The 15,100-nt window shown below is 62.5% G+C and carries 21 protein-coding genes; 11 read left to right on the top strand and 10 right to left on the bottom strand.

Annotated elements, in window-relative coordinates; all coding sequences use genetic code 11:
* Positions 1–4: 4 nt before the first annotated feature.
* Genes aroQ through aat form a run of 4 tightly spaced genes read left to right on the top strand, consistent with a single transcriptional unit; the run spans position 5 to position 2,926 of the window.
* Positions 5–439: a type II 3-dehydroquinate dehydratase gene (aroQ, locus tag FJ428_RS25065; RefSeq protein WP_140522126.1), complete on the top strand. Its 435-nt coding sequence runs from the start codon at positions 5–7 to the stop codon at positions 437–439.
* Positions 440–465: 26 nt separating this feature from the next.
* Positions 466–927, top strand: a complete 462-nt coding sequence (gene accB, locus FJ428_RS25060) for an acetyl-CoA carboxylase biotin carboxyl carrier protein (RefSeq protein WP_140561025.1) — start codon at positions 466–468, stop codon at positions 925–927.
* A gap of 10 nt (positions 928–937) precedes the next feature.
* Entirely contained in the window at positions 938–2,281 is a 1,344-nt protein-coding gene (gene accC, locus FJ428_RS25055; RefSeq protein WP_140493663.1) for an acetyl-CoA carboxylase biotin carboxylase subunit, read from the top strand.
* 27 nt (positions 2,282–2,308) lie between these two features.
* Positions 2,309–2,926: a leucyl/phenylalanyl-tRNA--protein transferase gene (gene aat / locus FJ428_RS25050; RefSeq protein WP_140517639.1), complete on the top strand. Its 618-nt coding sequence runs from the start codon at positions 2,309–2,311 to the stop codon at positions 2,924–2,926.
* Positions 2,927–2,938: 12 nt separating this feature from the next.
* Here aat and FJ428_RS25045 read toward each other — a convergent pair whose 3' ends face one another.
* The 3 genes from FJ428_RS25045 to FJ428_RS25035 all read right to left on the bottom strand — a co-directional run bounded on the left by FJ428_RS25045 (position 2,939) and on the right by FJ428_RS25035 (position 4,467).
* Positions 2,939–3,322, bottom strand: a complete 384-nt coding sequence (locus FJ428_RS25045) for a hypothetical protein (protein WP_140561024.1) — start codon at positions 3,320–3,322, stop codon at positions 2,939–2,941.
* A gap of 74 nt (positions 3,323–3,396) precedes the next feature.
* Positions 3,397–3,954: a DUF2155 domain-containing protein gene (locus FJ428_RS25040; protein WP_181167384.1), complete on the bottom strand. Its 558-nt coding sequence runs from the start codon at positions 3,952–3,954 to the stop codon at positions 3,397–3,399.
* Positions 3,955–4,068: 114 nt separating this feature from the next.
* Positions 4,069–4,467 (bottom strand): NADH:ubiquinone oxidoreductase subunit NDUFA12, encoded by a 399-nt coding sequence (locus FJ428_RS25035; protein WP_140493670.1) that lies wholly within the window; start codon positions 4,465–4,467, stop codon positions 4,069–4,071.
* A 230-nt stretch (positions 4,468–4,697) separates the two neighbouring features.
* Between FJ428_RS25035 and panB the strand changes: the two genes are divergently transcribed.
* On the top strand, positions 4,698–5,540 hold the full coding sequence (panB, locus tag FJ428_RS25030) for a 3-methyl-2-oxobutanoate hydroxymethyltransferase (RefSeq protein WP_140631707.1): 843 nt from the start codon (positions 4,698–4,700) through the stop codon (positions 5,538–5,540).
* Complete coding sequence (panC, locus tag FJ428_RS25025) at positions 5,537–6,388, top strand: pantoate--beta-alanine ligase (RefSeq protein WP_140880422.1); 852 nt, start codon at positions 5,537–5,539, stop codon at positions 6,386–6,388. The genes panB and panC overlap by 4 nt, the downstream gene beginning before the upstream one ends.
* 57 nt (positions 6,389–6,445) lie before the next feature.
* Here panC and FJ428_RS25020 read toward each other — a convergent pair whose 3' ends face one another.
* Positions 6,446–6,940 carry a GNAT family N-acetyltransferase gene (locus tag FJ428_RS25020; RefSeq protein ID WP_140558684.1) on the bottom strand — a complete coding sequence of 165 codons (495 nt, stop codon included), beginning with the start codon at positions 6,938–6,940 and terminating at the stop codon, positions 6,446–6,448.
* A 4-nt stretch (positions 6,941–6,944) separates the two neighbouring features.
* The gene (gatB, locus tag FJ428_RS25015; RefSeq protein ID WP_140493678.1) at positions 6,945–8,444 is read right to left on the bottom strand and encodes an Asp-tRNA(Asn)/Glu-tRNA(Gln) amidotransferase subunit GatB; all 1,500 of its coding nucleotides are present in this window, start codon (positions 8,442–8,444) and stop codon (positions 6,945–6,947) included.
* 279 nt (positions 8,445–8,723) lie between these two features.
* Between gatB and FJ428_RS25005 the strand changes: the two genes are divergently transcribed.
* Complete coding sequence (locus tag FJ428_RS25005) at positions 8,724–8,981, top strand: YjhX family toxin (RefSeq protein ID WP_140561018.1); 258 nt, start codon at positions 8,724–8,726, stop codon at positions 8,979–8,981.
* A gap of 44 nt (positions 8,982–9,025) precedes the next feature.
* Here FJ428_RS25005 and FJ428_RS25000 read toward each other — a convergent pair whose 3' ends face one another.
* Together FJ428_RS25000 and FJ428_RS24995 are read right to left on the bottom strand one after the other, a co-directional pair.
* Positions 9,026–9,457 (bottom strand): CBS domain-containing protein, encoded by a 432-nt coding sequence (locus FJ428_RS25000; RefSeq protein WP_140493682.1) that lies wholly within the window; start codon positions 9,455–9,457, stop codon positions 9,026–9,028.
* Between the two features lie 87 nt (positions 9,458–9,544).
* A complete protein-coding gene (locus FJ428_RS24995; RefSeq protein ID WP_140522115.1) occupies positions 9,545–10,303 on the bottom strand; it encodes a rhomboid family intramembrane serine protease in 759 nt (252 codons plus the stop codon).
* Positions 10,304–10,704: 401 nt separating this feature from the next.
* Between FJ428_RS24995 and FJ428_RS24990 the strand changes: the two genes are divergently transcribed.
* The 3 genes from FJ428_RS24990 to FJ428_RS24980 all read left to right on the top strand — a co-directional run bounded on the left by FJ428_RS24990 (position 10,705) and on the right by FJ428_RS24980 (position 12,876).
* Positions 10,705–11,337, top strand: coding sequence for a PAS domain-containing protein (locus FJ428_RS24990; protein ID WP_140493687.1), 633 nt, complete (start codon positions 10,705–10,707; stop codon positions 11,335–11,337).
* 119 nt (positions 11,338–11,456) lie between these two features.
* Entirely contained in the window at positions 11,457–12,074 is a 618-nt protein-coding gene (locus tag FJ428_RS24985) for a PilZ domain-containing protein (RefSeq protein ID WP_140493689.1), read from the top strand.
* 193 nt (positions 12,075–12,267) lie between these two features.
* The gene (locus tag FJ428_RS24980) at positions 12,268–12,876 is read left to right on the top strand and encodes a transglutaminase-like cysteine peptidase (RefSeq protein WP_140517647.1); all 609 of its coding nucleotides are present in this window, start codon (positions 12,268–12,270) and stop codon (positions 12,874–12,876) included.
* 161 nt (positions 12,877–13,037) lie between these two features.
* Here FJ428_RS24980 and FJ428_RS24975 read toward each other — a convergent pair whose 3' ends face one another.
* Positions 13,038–13,565, bottom strand: a complete 528-nt coding sequence (locus tag FJ428_RS24975; RefSeq protein WP_140493693.1) for a gamma carbonic anhydrase family protein — start codon at positions 13,563–13,565, stop codon at positions 13,038–13,040.
* 42 nt (positions 13,566–13,607) lie between these two features.
* Complete coding sequence (locus FJ428_RS24970) at positions 13,608–13,928, bottom strand: hypothetical protein (protein WP_140522113.1); 321 nt, start codon at positions 13,926–13,928, stop codon at positions 13,608–13,610.
* Between the two features lie 102 nt (positions 13,929–14,030).
* Between FJ428_RS24970 and FJ428_RS24965 the strand changes: the two genes are divergently transcribed.
* Positions 14,031–14,762: a hypothetical protein gene (locus tag FJ428_RS24965; protein ID WP_140880421.1), complete on the top strand. Its 732-nt coding sequence runs from the start codon at positions 14,031–14,033 to the stop codon at positions 14,760–14,762.
* 50 nt (positions 14,763–14,812) lie between these two features.
* Here the strand turns inward: FJ428_RS24965 and FJ428_RS24960 are convergent, their stop codons facing one another.
* Positions 14,813–15,016, bottom strand: coding sequence for a DUF3126 family protein (locus tag FJ428_RS24960; RefSeq protein ID WP_019857879.1), 204 nt, complete (start codon positions 15,014–15,016; stop codon positions 14,813–14,815).
* Positions 15,017–15,100 lie beyond the last annotated feature (84 nt).

Genomic DNA, 15,100 nt, shown 5'->3' with positions numbered 1-15,100 from the left:
TTTTTTGAAAACGGTTTTCGTCCTGAACGGTCCCAATCTCAACGCGCTCGGCAAGCGCGAGCCAGGCATCTATGGCGGCAAGACGCTTGCCGCCATCGCGGAGGACTGCAGAGAGGCGGGCGCGGCGCTCGGGCTCGAAATCGATTTCCGCCAGTCGAACCACGAGGGCGACCTCGTCGACTGGATCCAGGAAGCCGGCGACAAGGCCGTCGGCATCGTCATCAATCCCGGCGCCTATAGCCACACGTCGATCGCGATTCACGACGCCATCCGTTCCGTGGCGCCGCTGCCGGTCGCCGAGGTCCATCTTTCCAATATCCATGCGCGGGAACCATTCCGCCACGTCTCCATGGTCGCGCCGGTCGCTGTCGGCATGATCTGTGGCTTTGGGCCGCTCGGCTACACGCTGGCGCTGCAGGCGCTGGCCGCACGCCTATGACCGGCCAACAAACAGAAGGCTCGAAAATGTCGATAAAGAAGACCGGTGTTGACCAGCAGCTGATCCGCGACCTCGCGGGCATACTGAACGACACCAATCTCACGGAGATCGAAGTCGAGCTGGGTGACCTGAAGGTGCGCGTATCGCGGCAGGCGCCGGCGGTTCACGCGATAGCCGCGCCGCAGCCGGCCTTTGCGCCGGCGCCGGCGGCGCAATCTGCCACCGCAGCCGTTCCGGCCGCGGCCGACGTGTCGAAAAACGCCGTGGCCTCCCCCATGGTCGGCACTGCCTATCTAGCGCCCTCGCCGGATGCCAAGCCGTTCATCGAGATCGGCCAGAACGTCAAGGAAGGGCAGACGCTGCTGATCATCGAAGCGATGAAGACGATGAACCAGATCCCCTCGCCACGCGCCGGCACGGTGACGGCGATCCTGTTCGAGGACGCACAGCCGGTCGAATACGGCATGCCGCTCGTCGTGATCGAGTAGAGCGGCCCTAATGTTCCAGAAGATTCTCATCGCCAATCGCGGCGAAATCGCGCTTCGGGTGCTGCGTGCCTGCAAGGAGCTTGGCATCCAGACGGTGGTGGTGCACTCGACCGCCGACGCCGACGCCATGCATGTTCGGCTCGCCGACGAGAGCGTATGCATCGGGCCACCGCCATCGCGCGACAGCTACCTCAATATCCACCAGATCGTCGCCGCCTGCGAGATCACCGGCGCCGACGCCGTGCATCCCGGCTACGGTTTCCTGTCGGAGAACGCCAAGTTTTCAGACATATTGGCCGCGCACAACATTACCTTTATCGGTCCGACCGGCGACCATATCCGCATCATGGGCGACAAGATCGAAGCCAAGCGCACCGCCAAGCGCCTCGGCATTCCGGTGGTTCCCGGCTCCGATGGTGCGGTGACCGAGGAAAAGGAGGCCAAGCGCATCGCCGCAGAGATCGGCTATCCCGTGATCATCAAGGCGTCGGCCGGCGGCGGCGGACGCGGCATGAAAGTGGCGCATACCGAGGCCGACCTCGAAGTCGCCTTGCAGACGGCCCGCTCGGAAGCGGGCGCGGCCTTCGGCGATGACGCCGTCTATATTGAAAAGTACCTGCAAAAGCCGCGTCATATCGAGGTTCAGGTGTTCGGCGACGGCTTTGGCCGGGGCGTGCATTTCGGCGAGCGCGACTGCTCCTTGCAGCGCCGCCACCAGAAAGTCTGGGAAGAGGCCAACTCACCCGCCCTCAACGCCGAGGAACGCTCGCGCATCGGCGATATCTGCGCCAACGCCATCGCCGACCTCGGCTATTCCGGCGCCGGCACGATCGAGTTCCTCTACGAGAATGGCGAGTTCTATTTCATCGAGATGAACACGCGCCTGCAAGTCGAGCATCCGGTGACGGAGGCTATCACTGGCATCGATCTGGTGCATGAGCAGATCCGTGTCGCCTCGGGCGGCGGTCTTTCGGTCAAGCAGGAAGACATCCGCTTCCAGGGCCATGCCATCGAGTGCCGCATCAATGCAGAGGATCCGCGCACCTTCACGCCCTCGCCCGGCACGATCACCCATTTCCACACGCCAGGCGGCCTTGGCATCCGTGTCGATTCCGGCGTCTATTCAGGGTACAAGATCCCGCCTTACTACGACAGCCTGATCGGCAAGCTGATCGTGCACGGGCGCAACCGCGTCGAATGCATGATGCGGCTGCGCCGGGCGCTGGACGAATTCGTCGTCGACGGAATCAAGACGACGTTGCCTCTGTTTCGCGACCTCGTCGGCAACGCCGACATCGCCAATGGCGACTATGACATCCACTGGCTGGAAAAATATCTGGCCAAAGGCGAATAGCCCCGGACTTGCCGCTATAATGAAGCGATGACTCGCCCCTACGCGCCAGGCTATCGTATCCCGACCGACCTTCTGCTCAAGGCCTACGCCTCGGGCGTCTTCCCGATGGCCGAAAGCGCCGCCGATCCGGAAGTGTTCTGGGTGCGGCCGGAGACGCGCGGCATCATTCCGCTCGACCGCTTCCACACGCCGAAAAGTCTGAAGAAGGCGCTTCGGCGAAACCTCTTCGACATCCGTTTCGACTTCGATTTCGAGGCGACGATCGATGGCTGCGCCGAAAGGCGCGAGGAGCGCCGTTCCACCTGGATCAACGCGCCGATCCGCGAGGCCTATGTGCAGTTGCATCGCATCGGCCATTGCCATTCTGTCGAGGCCTGGCGCGAGGAGCGGCTGGTCGGCGGCCTCTACGGTGTCTCCCTGGGGAGGGTGTTCTTCGGCGAAAGCATGTTTTCCCGGGAAACGGATGCTTCGAAGATCTGCCTTGTGCATCTCGTCGAACGCCTGCAGGCGCGCGGTTTCGCGCTGCTCGACACGCAGTTCACCACCGAACACCTCAAGCGCTTCGGCGCAATCGACGTGCCGCGCGGCAAATACGAGAAGATGCTGGCCGACGCGCTGAAGGGTGAAGCGGTGTTTTTCCCCTGATGATCCAGCCCGTCAGCGGACCTTCGTTTCCAGCGGAGCCTGCGAATGGAACATCATCTTCCAGCCGTTGACGCGATGGACATAGCCGGTGCTGACCAGCGCCGCGTAGGCTTCGCCATTGCCCCTCACGGCATGCGCCTCATAGGCCAGGATGACGATGTCGCTGCCTGGTTCGACCACGCCTTTGAGATCGATCTCGAGATCACGCCATCGCTTGGGATCGGCGGCGGTTTCGGCGAGATCGGCATTGCTCATGGTCTGGGCCATCTGCGGAAATGCCACGAGGCACTCGGTGTCGGCATTGGCCGCGAAAAATGCCGAATCGCCTGTCCAGAAGCCCTTTTCGAGCTCAAGCAGTTCCTTGATGCTGGCGGTGATCCGCTTTCTGGCAGACATCGGAAAATCCTCCCGGCGCGCATCGTATGGCCGTCAGGGCCCCAACGCGTTGCCGTCAGGGCGGTTCCGAAGGATCAGTTGGCGTTGGTCGTAGGCGGTTCCGTGGCTTCCGGCTCGGTCGCAGCCGGAGCGGTCGTGGCATTCGGCTGGGCGGTATCGGACTTGGCCGCGTCGGTCTTGGCCGCATCGGGCGCTGGCACATCCGACTTCTGCTTGCAGGCCTTCAGCCAGACGTCATAGACGGCATGCTCGACGGCATTGAGACCAGGGCTTTCGGCAAACATCCAGCCGGTGAAGATGCGGCGGATCTTGCGGTCGAGCGTGATCTCGTCGACTTCGACAAAGGAATCGGTCTTCGGTTCCTCATTCTGCGGCCGGGAGTAGCAGACGCGCGGCGTCACCTGCAAAGCACCGAACTGCACCGTCTCGTCGATATAGACGTCGAAGGTGATGATGCGGCCGGTGATCTTGTCGATGCCGGCGAATTCGGCGACCGGGTTGGTGATTCGGTCCGCCCCCGGCGCCGGCGCGGCTGCGGGCGGCGTTGGCGAAGCGGCAAGTGCCGCGGTGCTAACGGTGAGCCCGGCGGCTACCATCAGTGCGCCCATCGATGTCAGGCTGGAAATGCTCATGCAGGGATACCGGTGGTTAGCGCCCGGGTGATTCTCTATCACAAAGGCTAGTCGCCGTTTTCTGATCAGCAAGCAGCTAAACACCAATTGTGGCGATAAAGGATCGACGCCCGCTTATGATCCGGGCGTCCAGGCGTCGTAGTCGCCGGTGACCTGCGGGCGGTGCTGGTTGGTCAGCACCGAGCCCTTCGGACGATAGGCTGAGGGCGAGCCGGTCAGGTTCGGTTGATGCGGTTTCTGCCAGTCGCGCGGCTTGTAATCGTCGCTCGGCGGCGCGACGTCGACGCGGTGATGAATCCAGCCGTGCCAGCCGGGCGGGATAGAAGAAGCCTCGGAATAATCGCGATAGATGACCCAGCGGCGCGTGCGTCCTTCGGAATCGACACCGCCTTCGTAGTAGACGTTGCCCACCTCGTCCTGCCCGACCTTCCTGCCGTGCCGCCAAGTGTGCAGGCGCGTGCCAAGCGTCTGGCCGTTCCACCAGGTGAAAAACTGCGTAAGGAAAGTCTTCATCTTCAAACCCTCGCGCCGATGGCGTCCGTTTCCTGCTTATGGCGTCAGCCCTTCGTGAAGGCAAGGGGCTTGCCGCCAAGAGGGCGCAAATGGCGCGCCGGTAAGGCGACACAAGCCTGTGATGCATTGCCGGCGCCGTATGGTGCTTGCCAAGCACCCTCAGCCTTTCTAAAGCTCTGCGCGCGCCCCGTGCGGGTATCCGGCCGACCGTTGGCCGAGGGAGGTGACGATTGGCCAGGAAATCGCCGACCGCCGACATTCGCATCGGCGCCGATGCCATTCGCCGCCGAAAGCGTGACGTGCCGATCGTCTGTCTCACCGCCTATACCTACCCCATCGCCCGCCTGCTCGACGAGCATGTCGATCTGCTCCTCGTCGGCGACAGCGTCGCAATGGTCCTGCATGGCCACAAAACGACGCTGGGCGCCTCGCTGGAGATGATGATCGCGCATGGGCAAGCGGTGATGCGCGGCTCGGCCAGGGCTTGCGTCGTCGTCGACATGCCGGCCGGCAGCTATGAGGATTCGGCGGCCCAAGCGGTTGCCTCGGCGCGGCGTATCGTTGGCGAAACCGGCTGCCAGGCTGTGAAACTCGAGGGCGGCGTCGGTATGGCCCGGCAGATCACCGCAGTCGTCGATGCCGGCATCGCGGTCATGGGCCATATCGGCCTGCTGCCGCAATCCGTCGAGAAGGATGGCGGCTACAGGATCAAGGGCCGGACCGACGAGAATGCGGCAGCGCTGTTTGCCGATGCGCGCGCCGTCGAAGAAGCCGGCGCCTTTTCGATGGTCATCGAGGGCACGGTCGAAGCGGTCGCGGCCGAAATCACCCGCCGCATCGCCATTCCGACTATCGGCATCGGCGCGAGTGGCGTTTGCGACGGCCAGATCCTGGTCATAGACGACATGGTCGGGCTCACCGTCGACCGCGTGCCGAAATTCGTCAAGGAGTACGCCGATTTGCGCAGCGTGGTCTCGCAGGCGGCCGCACGTTACGCCAGCGAGGTACGAGACCGGACATTCCCCGGTTCCGAAAATGTGTTTTCGGCCACCTTGGGCAAGGACAACCGATGAGCCGGCCCCTCGTCGTCGACACGGTCGCCGGCCTTCGCGCGCGGATCCGCGACTGGCGGCGCGACGGCCTTCGCGTCGCCATGGTGCCGACAATGGGCGCCTTGCACGAAGGGCACCTATCGCTGGTCAGGATCGCGCTTGAAAGAGCCGAGCGCTGCATCGTCTCGATCTTTGTCAACCCGACGCAGTTCGCGCCGAGCGAGGATCTCGACAAATATCCACGTCAGCTCGCCCGCGATCTCGACCAGCTGGCTTTGGCCGGAGCCGATCTTGCCTACACGCCTGGGGTTGGTGAGATGTATCCTGCCGGCTTTGCCACCAAAATCTCGGTCGGCGGTCCCTCCGCCGGGCTCGAATCGGATTTTCGACCGACTTTTTTCGAAGGCGTCGCCACCGTCGTGGCGAAGCTGCTCCTGCAGGCGTCGCCCGACGTCGCGGTCTTTGGCGAAAAGGATTATCAGCAATTGTGCGTCGTCAGGCAGCTCTGCCGCGACCTCGACCTGCCCGTCGAAATCATCGGCGCGCCGACGATCCGCGACGCGCATGGCCTCGCCATGTCATCGCGTAACGCCTATCTCGGTGAGGCCGAACTCCAGATCGCCCGCCGGCTCAACGTGATCCTGCGCAAGGCAGCCGCGGCGCTGGCGGCCGGCGCCGACCAGAACGGCGCGACAGGCGAAGCCAGCCGCGCCCTACTCGCGGCCGGCTTCCACAAGATCGATTATGTCGAAGCTCGCGAGAGCCGGACGCTGGCGCCGTGGCGCCGCGGGCACGAGGGCCGCCTGCTCGCCGCCGCCTGGCTGGGCAAGACCAGGCTGATCGACAATGTGGACGTCTCCACCACTTAGGCTGCGGCTCGACCGCTGAATTCGACCGCCGGATTGCGCACCCGAAAAGGTCCGCCGCTATGCGGCAAGCGGCCTTTCATAGACGAGGGCCGGGATAGCGGATTGGGCCGAACCGCAATTGTCGGTGCGGCCGGTCTGGACGAAGCCGTTCGCCTGGTAGAAGGCAATTGCGCGCGTGTTCTTCTCTTCCACTTCCAGCCGGATGGCGCGGGCCTCAGGGAAGCTTTCGATGATCTCGTCGAGAAGCATGCCGCCGATGCCCCGGCCCTGCAGGCGGGGCTGCACGTAAAGCTGCTTCAGCATGATCAAGCCGCCGCCATCGACCGCTTCGGCAAATGCCATGCCGCCAATGCGCTGGCCATCGTCGGCGACGAGGAACTCGCTGTTCGGCTTTGCCAGCCGCGCCGCGAGCGAGGCGATCGAATGCCACGCATCGGTGATCTCTGTCACCCGTTCGGCGCCGTAGATGGCGTCGTAAGTCGCATGCCAGGTCTCGACCAGCAGCGCCCGGATGGCGGCGAGGTCGCGATCCCCGGCGGTGCGCACGAACATGGCGTTACTCGATGCCCAGCTTGGCCTTGACCAGGTCATTGACGGCCTGCGGGTTGGCCTTGCCGCCGGTCGCCTTCATCACCTGGCCGACGAACCAGCCGGCCATGGTCGGCTTGGCGCGCGCCTGCTCGACCTTGTCCGGGTTGGCGGCGATCACCTCGTCCACCGCTTTTTCGATAGCGCCGGTGTCGGTAACCTGTTTCATGCCGCGGCTCTCGACCAGTTGGCGCGGGTCGCCGCCCTCGTTCCAGACGATCTCGAACAGGTCCTTGGCAATCTTGCCGGAGATGGTGCCATCCTTGATCAGGTCGATGATAGCGCCGAGCTGGTCTGGCGAAACCGGAGCGTTTTCAATGTCCTTGCCAGCTTTGTTCAATTGTCCGAGCAGGTCGTTGATGACCCAATTGGCCGCGAGCTTGCCGTCGCGGCCGGCGGCCACCTTCTCGAAATAGTCGGCGATCGGCTTTTCCGACACCAGGATCGAAGCATCGTAAGTCGAGAGGCCGAGCGAAGAGATCAATCGCGCCTTCTTGTCGTCGGGCAGTTCCGGCAACTCCTTGGCCAGCGCTTCGACATAGGCCTGGTCGAACTCCAGCGGCAACAGATCGGGATCGGGAAAATAGCGGTAGTCGTGCGCCTCTTCCTTGGTGCGCATCGAACGGGTTTCGCCCTTGACGGCGTCGAACAGCCGCGTTTCCTGGTCGATCGTGCCGCCATCCTCGATGATGGCGATCTGCCGGCGCGCCTCGAAATCGATCGCCTGGCCGATGAAGCGGATCGAATTGACGTTCTTGATCTCGCAGCGCGTGCCGAATTCGCCGCCCGGCCGGCGCACCGAAACATTGACGTCGGCGCGCATGGAGCCTTCGTCCATGTTGCCGTCGCAGGTGCCGAGATAGCGAACGATGGTGCGCAGCTTGGTAACATAGGCCTTGGCTTCGTCGGCCGAACGCATGTCCGGTTTCGACACGATTTCCATCAGCGCCACGCCGGAGCGGTTGAGATCGACATAGGACATGGTCGGATGCTGGTCGTGCATCGATTTGCCGGCATCCTGCTCCAGATGCAGGCGCTCGATGCCGACCTCGATGTCCTCGAACTCGCCCTGGCGGTCGGGCCCTACGGAGACGATCACCGTGCCCTCGCCGACGATCGGCTGCTTGAACTGCGAAATCTGGTAGCCCTGCGGCAGGTCCGGGTAGAAGTAGTTCTTCCGGTCGAAGACGGACTTGTGGTTGATCTGCGCCTTTAGCCCGAGGCCGGTCCGGATCGCCTGCTTGACGCATTCCTCGTTGATGACGGGCAGCATGCCGGGCATTGCGGCATCGACCAGGCTGACATTGGCGTTGGGGGCGGCACCGAACGACGTCGAAGCGCCGGAAAACAGTTTTGCTTCCGATGTCACCTGCGCATGGACCTCGAGCCCGATGATGATTTCCCAGTCGCCGGTGGCGCCGGGGATCAGGCGTTTCGCGTCGGGCGTGCGGGTATCGATGATGCTCATGGTGGCCTGCGTAGTAGAACGATGGAAACGTGCGTTTTGCACATCCTGATTTGCAACTTCGCTAGTGCAAACCGCCTCCCGAGACAAGCGTAAAGCCGCCCGCTGGCCTTTTCCGCCGCTTTCGCCTATAGGCCATCCATCCCAATGGAGAGTGGATGTCCACTTACGCTCAGTCCCGGTAAGGCCCTGACCTCATAGCGAGGCAGGGCAGAAAACCTGAAACCCCGCGCCGCGAAGCTTCGCGGCGGCGGCTTTTGTTGTTTTCCCGGAAACTCTCCCATGGATATTTCGCGTATTGAACAACGCGTTCTGCACCTGCTCGCGCAGGGCGGACGCATTGAGATCGAAAAAAGTGAGAAGAAACGGATCGCCTCCGTCAAATGCCTGACCCGCGACGGCTGGCACTACCCCGACGTCGATCTCGACCTGTTTCGGAAGCTGAAGCGCAAGAAGGCGGTTTCGTCGTCGGGCGGCGGCCCCTACCGCATCACGCGGCGCGGGCTCCAACTCGTCCGCTCCGAACTCGACAACAGGTAACTATCGCCCGCCGGCCGTTTGCGCGGCCGGCGGTTGCTTGCCGCTCAGGCGGTAGCAATATAGGCGCGGATTTCCTCAGCCTCGCGCTCGACATCCTCGATACGACGCTTGACCACGTCGCCGATCGAAACGATGCCGTCGAGCATGCCGTCCTTTTCCACCGGAAGATGGCGGAAGCGGCCCCGGGTCATGATCTCCATCACCTCGTTGACGGTGTGATTCTCGTTGCAGATCTTCACTTTCGGCGTCATCGCGGAACGAACGGCTATGTCGAGCGCGGCAGCGCCTTCCCTGGCGACGACGCGCACGATGTCGCGCTCGGACAGGATGCCGACGATCTTGCGGTCTCCATTGGTGATGACCAACGCCCCGATCCTGTGTTCGGCAAGGATGCGGATGGCTTCGCTCAGTTTTTCGTTCGGCCCGAGCGTCAACACGTCGTGGCCTTTTTGCTCGAGAATGGCCTTAACCGTCATGGCGTCCTCCTCTACTTTGCCAACCGGTTCCTGCCCTGACCGGCTTTCACGTAAGAGTGAACATCGTGCGCCGCGATCGGTTGCATTTCAAGTGCGGTGGTCGGTCGTCTCCCAATCGAGCGGCTGCCAACGCCTGTCGAACCAGCGCAAGCCGAAGAAGCCGGCGACAAAGCCGCCAATATGAGCCTCCCAGGCGATCTGGCTGTCGACGCCGGGGGCGAAGCCGACAAGGCCGGTGACAAGATTGATCATCATCCAAACGGCAAGGAAGATCATCACGCCACGCGAGCGCAGCACCATTGCGATCGGCAGCACGGGGCCGGCGAAAGCGGCTTTGCCCGCCGAACGATCCGTACGGAAGCCAAAGCGTGCCGCCGCTCCCATCATGCCCGATATCGCACCGGAAGCCCCGACCAGCGGCGCTTCGCCATATGGATGCATGGCCCAGAAAAGCGCCACTGAAGCCAGTCCCGTCGCGGCGAAGAACAACGCGAACCAGAACGCTCCGAGCCGATTGGCCAACGGCGAGCCAAAGGCAGCGAGCCAGACCATATTGATGGCGATATGCGCAAATCCACCATGCATGAAGGCATAGGTGAAGGGCCGCGTGAACAGGAACCAGTCGAAGCCGTATTGGCCGGTGTAGAGGACAGGGATGAAGGCCCCATCGTAAAGCAGTGTCATTTGCTGAGCATCACTCAGCACGTATTGCTGCAACAGGTAGATGGCCACGCAAATGGCGATCACCGCCAGCACGATCGGCGGCAGGTTGAAGATCGGCTCGCGACGCGGCTCGGGCTCGCGATCCGCCTGTTCTATTTCCGGTGGGCTTACAGGTTCACTCATGCGCACTAGCACTCGGTCCAGGATTCGTTGTTGCGAGCATCTAGACCACTGCCCGCCGGACCACAAAGGGCGAATCGCCGAGCGCGAATCAAAAGTGCCGAATCAAAAGAAAGCCGTCCAAGGTTTCCCTTGAACGGCTGTCGAGTCCCCTGTTCCCCCGAACTCTTGACTGAAGTGCTGCCGATCGTCGCGAAACGACCGCTTCTGGAGTGGTTTTTGTGTGCCACGCGGCTCGACCGGGCGCAACGTAAACCACTTGTTAACCTTAACGGCCCCGACCCGTGAACAAGTGTTAACGACGCTGGCACGCTTCCTGCTCCGCAACGCATGTAGGTCATCGGAGGGCGCCCTTCTGTTCACCGATGGGACATCAGACGACAGAATGCGCGGAGCTGCTTAGCATGAACCAGAACGGATCGATCACGCTGTTCCAGTATTGGAACCGCTTGCGTGATGGACGCCCAGCCCCGAAGCGCTCGGAAGTGGAGCCGGCCGATATCAAGTCGCTGCTGGCCGACACCTTCATCCTGGAAAGGGACACGCGTGGGCAAGCGGTGTTCCGGCTGGCCGGCACAAGGCTCTGCGCCTCCTATGGCCGCGAACTCAAGGGGTTCTCCTTTCCCTCGCTGTGGCGCGAGAAGGACCAGCGGCTGGTCTCGAAGCTGATCCATGGCGTGTTCGACCAGAAATCCGTCGTGCTGATCATGTTCGAGGGCTTCAGCCGCAACGGCCGTTCCAACAAGTTCGAACTGCTTGCCTTGCCGCTGGATGGCGGCGTCGAAAACCCGCGTTGCCTTGGCGTGATCAGCGCTGTGGAGAAGCCGTTCTGGCTGGGCGCCGACCCGCTCACGGACGCGTTGATCGATTCGATCCGTGTCATCGATCCCGAAAAAGAGTTGCTGGCGAGCCGGCCGGCGATCGACGTTCCCTCGCTTGTTCCCGCCGAACTGGAGGCGCCCGAAACCATCTCCGCGCTCGGCCGAGCGCGCCGCATCCGCCACCTCGTCGTCTTCGATGGCGGGCGCGAGGAATAGTTGACGATCCTACAGCCCCGCCTGCCCGTTTTTCCCCTTTGTTAACCCGCTTTGCTGTAGTTCTGGGATGAAGTCCCTGGCATCGGCGCGCGGGGATGCCAAACGGGGTGTAGGCAGTCATGAGGTCAGCGGCGGTCGACTACGCGCCGTCCCAAGCTGAGAGACGTAACTTTCAGCGCGTCCGGGTCAAGATATACGGGCGCTTCATGCTGGAAGACCGCACCGAACATCCTTGCCAGGTCGTCGATATGTCGCCGGGTAACGTCGCGTTTCGCACGGACCGCATCGGCATGCCCGGTGAAAAGGTCATCGCCTATGTCGACCATATCGGCCGCATAGAAGGCGTCGTCACCCGCACCTTGCAGGACGGTTTCGCAATGACGGTGATTGCGTCGGACCGCAAGAAGGACAAGCTCGCCGCGCAATTGACGTGGCTCGCCAACAAGCACGAGCTAGATCTGCCGGAAGACCGCCGCCACGAGCGCGTCGCCCCCCGCAACCCGACCAGCATCCTGCAGCTCACCGACGGGCGTCAGTACCAGTGCCGCATCATCGACCTGTCGCTCTCCGGCGCCGCGATCGAGATCGATGTCAAGCCGGCGATCGGCGTCCAGGTCATGCTCGGCACCATGCGCGGACAGATCGTGCGGCATTTCGAGGATGGCGTCGCCATCGAATTCGCCGTTATCCAGCGGCCTGAGACGCTCGATTCGGAATTCAACACGCCGCGCGCCTGACAAGGCCCAACAGCGTCCAGATCAAAACCGGCCGCGCGGCCGGTTTTTTGTATTTTACGACAACGATTGACCACTCAAAAGTTTCAAATTTGATACCTATTCTAGGGACGTTTTACTCAATATCTACTGCGCGCTTTTGCGTCGAATAAATCCACCTGTGGCAATGTCTCCCTCGAACGGGGAGACAAAAACAATGAAGAAAACGAGAGGCAAGCTGTTGCTGATGGCAATGGCGATGCAGCTTTCCGCTTGGGGATCAGCATATGCCGCGGGACCGGCCTATATGCACACCGGCGGCCGCACCACACAGCCTGTCGGACACTATGAATTCTGCCAGCGCATACCGGGCGAATGCAGCGAGCGGACACCCAAGGGGGCGCCGGTCGAACTGACCCGCAAGCTGTGGGCGACGATCCTCAGCATCAACAATTCGGTCAATACCCGCGTCAAGCCGCGCACCGACATGGAAAACAACGGCGTCGAGGAATATTGGGCCTATCCCGACAATGGCTATGGCGATTGCGAGGACTACGCGCTGGAAAAGCGCCGCGAGCTGATGGACGCCGGCGTTCCGGCCGGCAACCTGTTGATGACGGTCGCGCGCCAGCCGAACGGTGACGGCCACGCGGTGCTGACCGTGCGCACCAGCCTCGGCGAATTCATCCTCGACAATCTGGAAACCAAGGTCCTGTCCTGGACGGACACCGACTACACCTACCTCAAGCGACAGTCGGATACCAATTCCGGCGTCTGGGTGACGATCAACGACGGCCGCGCCGACGCGGTCGCCAGCGTCCGCTGAAGGCGTCGATCCGGCACGCGTGAACCAGAGACCAGGCGCTACGCATCAACGCGATGCGCCTAAGGAGAAACCCGGTCGAGTCCCCACCCTCCCCGTCCCAACGACCGGGTCTAAGGAGCCGGCCCCGTCCCCGGGCCGGCTCCGCCATTTCTGGCGGAGGCCTAGACCTTCTCCAAACCCGCCTTGAAGCGCCTGCCGTTGGCGACATAGTGCGCGGCCGAGGCCCGCAACCTTGCAATCGCAGCCTCGTCCAGGACCCTGATCGCCTTGGCCGGCGAGCCGACGATCAGCGAATTGTCCGGGAATTCCTTGCCTTCGGTGACCAGCGCGCCGGCGCCGACCAGCGAATTCTTGCCGATCCTGGCGCCGTTGAGCACGATTGCGCCCATGCCGATCAGGCTGTTATCGCCGATGGTGCAGCCATGCAGCATGGCGCGGTGGCCGATCGTGCAGCCTTCGCCAATGGTCAGCGGGAAGCCGGGATCGGTGTGCATGACCGTGTGCTCCTGCACGTTGGTGTCGGCGCCGATCACGACAGGTTCATTGTCGCCGCGGATGACGACGCCGAACCAGAAGCCGGCATTGCGGCCGATGCTGATGTCGCCGATCAGCGTCGCATCGGGCGCGATCCAGTTTGAGCCCGCATCCGCGAAGTTCGGTTCGGTGCCATCGATCGCATAAAGCGGCATTTCTGGTCTCCGATTCGTCTCAAGCCTGGAAGTCGAACGACCCTAGGTTGACACCTCCCAACACGCAACGGCCACAAGAACGATGCCGAGCGCCAGCGTCCAGGCGACCGCCGTGCAGCCACAGGAAATCAGCGCCACCGACGAAATGCGACCCTCGCGGCGGGCGTCCAAGGCATCGTTGACCAGCATGAACGGCCCGGCGCACGCCGTGGCGGCGAGCGAACGCAGTACGTGCGCGGAGGACACATAAGGCTCGGTGAACGCGACCTTGCGCCCGGCAACCAACTCCATCGCCGATCCGACCAGCCCGCAAGCCGTCAACCCGACAAGAAAAGCGAACGCAGTTAGCTCAACCGGGCCCATCTTTACCTTCCGTTTACCATGAAATCGCACAGTCGCTGGAAGGACTGCAAGAGCCGTGCCGTGCGATGCGTGCCGTCACGGGACAGGAATCCGGGGACAGAGATGAAGCAGGCAGCGATCGCCGACGACCCCCAATTCACCGTGGTCGATTCCACGCTGATGAAGCGGGTGTTCTACGCCTTCGCAGCACTCGCCCTGCTGTCGGTCGCAATCAGCCTGGGCGGCAAATGGTTCGGCCATTCGATCGCCATGGCCGGCTACACGGATGATGCGACGATGCGCAAGGTGGTGATCGGCAACAATGTCATCGCCGTGCCTGCCAACTTTATCCGTTTCGAACAGGCGCGGCGCGACGGCATCGCCTCGCGGCTCGACCTCTACCTGCGCTATCCCCAGATGGATGGCTACAGCGAAGCTGCCCGCGGCGATTTCAATCACACGGGGCCAGCCAAAAGCATCGTCTTCCTGTCCTTCGAACAGCAGATGATGTCTCGCGACATGAGCGGACGTTTCGGGCCGATCTACAGCGCGTTGATCGTGCAGCCCGGCACGGCAGGTCCGGGCGGCACGACGATTTACGGTTTCAACGCGAAATCAGGTTACCTCAACGAGGTGCTCGTTGTCGGCAACCGGCCCGGCAAGGACCCGTTCGTGGCCCGCTGCCTGAGTGGGCCGGCAGCCGAACAATCGCTGGCGCCTTGCGAGCGCGACATCCATGTCGGCGAGGATCTCAGCCTCACCTATCGCTTCCCGAAGGAATTTCTGGGGGATTGGCAGGCGCTTGACGCGGCAATCACCGCCGAGGCCGGGCGTGTCCTAAAGGCCGGACGTTGACGGGAAAGGCCGGTCGCGTTTGCGTCCGGCATCGCCATGGGATGCAAGGATCAGCCCAGATCGATGTCGAGGATCGCCATCGAGAAATTGTAGTCGCCGTCATCCTCGTCCTTGAAGACGATGCCGAGGAATTCGTCGCCGACATAGACTTCGGCCGAATCCTCCTTGCGCGGCCGTGCCTTGACCTCGAGCTTGGGATTCTGGAAGACGCGCTTGAAATAGGCGTCCAGCTTTCTGATTTCGTCAGGCTTCAACAGTCTTCTCCGATCATCGGGCTTGCTCGTTTGAACGGCGCTTCTGACACGTCGACGATGGCCATGTAAAGGCAAGCTCGCCGT

It is taken from the genome of Mesorhizobium sp. B2-8-1 (genome assembly GCF_006440955.1).
Classification (GTDB): Bacteria; Pseudomonadota; Alphaproteobacteria; order Rhizobiales; family Rhizobiaceae; genus Mesorhizobium.
The sequence above is the reverse complement of the archived record's forward strand: the minus strand, read 5'-3'. Positions and strand labels throughout refer to the sequence as shown.